The following is a 3,928-nucleotide window of genomic DNA, read 5'->3' on the forward strand; positions in this document are numbered from 1 at the left end:
GCGCCAGACCCTGGCGCTGTTGCCGCACAGCGGTTTGTACAACCTGTATGGCCCGACCGAAGCGGCCATCGACGTGACCCACTGGACGTGCGTGGAAGAAGGCAAGGACGCCGTGCCGATCGGGCAACCCATCGCCAACTTGCAGACCTATGTGCTGGACGCTGAGCTGAACCCTGTCAGCCCCGGTGTGACCGGCGAGCTGTACCTGGGCGGTGTCGGCCTGGCACGTGGTTACCACCGGCGCCCGTCGCTGACCGCCGAGCGCTTCGTCACCAGCCCGTTTGGCGCAGGCCAGCGGCTGTACCGCACGGGCGACCTGGCCCGCCAGCGGGAGAACGGGGTGATCGAATACGCCGGGCGTATCGACCACCAGGTGAAGATCCGCGGCCTGCGCATCGAACTGGGCGAGATCGAAGCGCGCCTGCAAGAGCAGGCTGGCGTGCGCGAAGCCGTGGTGGTGGCCGCCGATGGCCCAAGCGGCAAGCAACTGGTGGCCTATGTAGTGCCGGAGCCAACCTCGCTGGCACGCGCTGAAGCTGAGATCCAGGGGGGGTACCTGCAAGGCGTCAAGGCGCAGCTGCTGGAAGCGTTGCCAGATTACATGGTCCCCGCGCAATGGATGCTGCTGGAGCAGATGCCGCTGTCGCCCAACGGCAAGCTCGACCGCAAGGCGCTGCCTAAGCCGGACCCTGCGCAAACGCGCACCGAATACCAGGCGCCTGGAAACGACCTAGAGCAGCGTCTGGCCTTTATCTGGCAGGACGTACTGCGTGTGCAGCAGGTAGGTATCGACGACAATTTCTTCGAGCTGGGCGGTGATTCGATCATTTCCATCCAGATCGTCAGCCGGGCGCGCCAGGCCGGCATCCGCTTGGCCCCACGTGACCTGTTCCAGCACCAGAGCATCCGCCGCCTGGCAACAGTTGCACAGTTGAGCGAGACCTTGCAGATCGACCAGGGCCCGGTGCTTGGTGATGCACCGTTACTCCCGATCCAGCAAGCTTTCTTCGCCAGTGAAGTACCCAACCGACAGCACTGGAACCAGTCATTACTGCTGGCTCCGGCCGAGCCGCTGGACAGCCAACGGTTGACAGCTGCGCTGGCCGCACTGCTGCTGCACCATGATGCCCTGCGCCTGCGTTATCGCCAGGTCGAGGGAGCCTGGGTACAAACCCATCAGCCACAGGCGAGCGCCGAAGGGCTCATCTGGACCCACCAGTTGCGCAGCCTTGATGATCTGCCGGCGTACTGCACCGAGGTGCAACGCAGCCTGGACCTGACCGCAGGCCCGATGCTGCGCCTTGCATTGATGACACTGCCAGACGGTACCCAGCGCCTGCTGCTGGCTGTTCACCACTTGGTTATCGATGGCGTGTCCTGGCGTATTCTGCTGGAGGATCTGCAAACCGCCTACCGTCAACTGCAAGCGGGGCAGGCGCTGCAATTACCGGCCAAGACCACCGCTTACAAGGCCTGGGGCGAACGCCTGAGGCAACATGCCCGTTCCGAATCCATGGCCCAGCAGCTCAGTTACTGGCAGCATATGCTCGATGGCGCGCCACAGGATCTGCCGCGCGACAACCCCGACGGCGCCATGGACAACCAGCATGCGCGCAGCATAACTACCCGCCTGGACGCCACCCGTACCCGTCAACTGCTGCAAGAAGCGCCCGCGGCGTACCGTACCCAGGTCAACGACCTGCTGCTGACAGCCTTGGCGCAGGTGATCTGTGCCTGGAGCGGCGAGTCATCGGCGCTGGTACAGCTTGAAGGGCACGGCCGCGAGGACCTGTTCAGCGATATCGACCTGTCGCGCACGCTGGGTTGGTTCACCAGTATGTTCCCGGTGCGCCTGACGCCGGCCGGCGAGCTTGCCGCTTCCATCAAAGCCATCAAGGAACAACTGCGCGCTACCCCGGACAAAGGCCTGGGGTACGGCCTGCTGCGCCACCTGGGCAGCGCGCAGGCGCGTTCAGCCCTGGCAGCCTTGGCACAGCCGCGCATCACCTTCAACTACCTAGGGCAGTTCGATGGTGATTTCGCCGAGGGCGCGCTTTGGGTGCCCGCCCACGAAGGGCGTGGTGCCGGGCAAGATGCCCAGGCACCGCTGGGCAATTGGTTGAGCGTCGACGGCCAGGTGTTTGCTGGCGAGTTGAGCTTGAACTGGACCTACAGCAGCCAGATGTATACCGAGGCGACCATCACGCGACTGGCCCAAGCCTATCAACACGCCCTGGAGACGTTGATCGCACATTGCCTGGCACCCGCCCACGCCGGCCTGACGCCTAGCGATGTACCGTTGGCCAAGCTTGACCAGGCCCAGCTCGACGCGTTGGCGCTGCCTGCTCGAGCGATCGCCGATATCTACCCGCTGTCACCGATGCAGCAAGGCATGCTGTTCCACAGCGTGTATGAAGCCAATGGCCGCGCTTACCTCAACCAGATGCGCTTGGATATCCGTGGCCTGGACATCGAGCGCTTCGCCAGTGCCTGGCAGCAGGCGGTCGACCGTCACGAACTGTTGCGCGCAGGTTTCCTCTGGGATGCCGGGCTGGATGCTCCGCGTCAGGTGATACACCGCCAGGCAAGCCTGGAAATCAACGTCGAGGATGCCGACGAGGTGACTGCCAGCCTGCTCGATGAGCGTGCTCGTCAGGAGTTGGAGCGCGGTTTCGACCTCGCCTGCCCACCGCTGTTGCGCCTTTGCCTGGTACGCACCGGCGTTGCAAGCCACCACCTGATCTACACCAGCCACCACATCCTGATGGATGGTTGGAGTAACTCACGCCTGCTCGGCGAGGTACTGCAAACTTATGCCGGCCAGACTGTTCTCGCGCCTGAAGGTCGTTACCAGGACTACCTGGCATGGTTGCTTGGGCAAGACCAAGCGGCCAGTCATGGCTTCTGGCAAGGCCAGTTGGCGCCTTTGGAAGAGCCCACCCGGCTGGCGCTGGCCTGCGCTCGGACGGATCTGGCCAAACCAGGCCAGGCCCTGCACAGTGCCCGGCTGGACGTTGAACAGACTGGCCGACTGCAGGCGTTCGCCAGGCAGCAACAGATAACCTTGAACACCTTGGTGCAGTCTGCATGGTTGCTGCTGTTGCAGCGCTACACCGGCCAGCGCACGGTTGCGCTGGGTGCCACCGTATCCGGTCGCCCCGTTGAGCTGCCTGGAATCGAGCAGCAACTGGGCCTGTTCATCAACAGCTTGCCAGTGATTGCCACACCGGATGGCGCGCTCAGCGTTGCCCAATGGGCCCAGGTGGTGCAAGCACAGAACCTGGCCTTGCGTGATCATGAGCATACGCCGCTGGCAGATGTGCAACGCTTGGCCGGGCGCAACGGAGAGGCGCTGTTCGACACGCTGCTGGTGTTCGAAAACTATCCGGTTTCCGAAGCCCTGCAGGCCGCGCCAGGCGACCTTGCCTTCAGTAATCTGCGTTACAGCGAGCAGAGCGGTTATCCCTTGACCCTGATCGCCCAGGTCGGTGATGAGCTGGAGCTGGCCTTCCATTACCTGACTCAGCACTTTGCCGAGCCGAGCATTCGTCGCATGGCCGGGCAATTGTCCCAGTTGCTGCTGCAGTTCATGGCTCAGCCCGACAGCCCCCTGGGTGAACTTGCGTTGTTACAGGAAAGCGATCGCCAGCAGGTGGTCGAGCAGTGGAACGCCACGGCGCGCACTTACCCAGGCACGCCTTATGTGCACCAGTTGTTCGAGCAGCAGGTCGCCCGTCAACCGCAAGCCCCAGCCCTGAGCTTCGCCGACCGTACCCTGAGCTATGCCGAACTGAACACCCAAGCCAACCGCCTGGCCCAGCAGCTGCGCGGTATGGGCGTAGGCCCGGATGTACTGGTGGGCATCGCCGCCGAGCGTTCGATTGAAATGGTGGTCGGCCTGCTGGCGGTGCTCAAGGCCGGTGGCGCC

The 3,928-nt window shown here is 63.7% G+C and carries 1 protein-coding gene; it reads left to right on the forward strand.

Features of this window, described 5'->3' with window-relative positions:
* The coding region (locus tag ACK59H_RS22740) for a condensation domain-containing protein (protein WP_409264966.1) at positions 1-3,928 on the forward strand (3,928 nt) is incomplete at both ends.

The organism is Pseudomonas sp. KCJK9000, assembly GCF_046230725.1.
Classification (GTDB): domain Bacteria; phylum Pseudomonadota; class Gammaproteobacteria; order Pseudomonadales; family Pseudomonadaceae; genus Aquipseudomonas; species Aquipseudomonas promysalinigenes.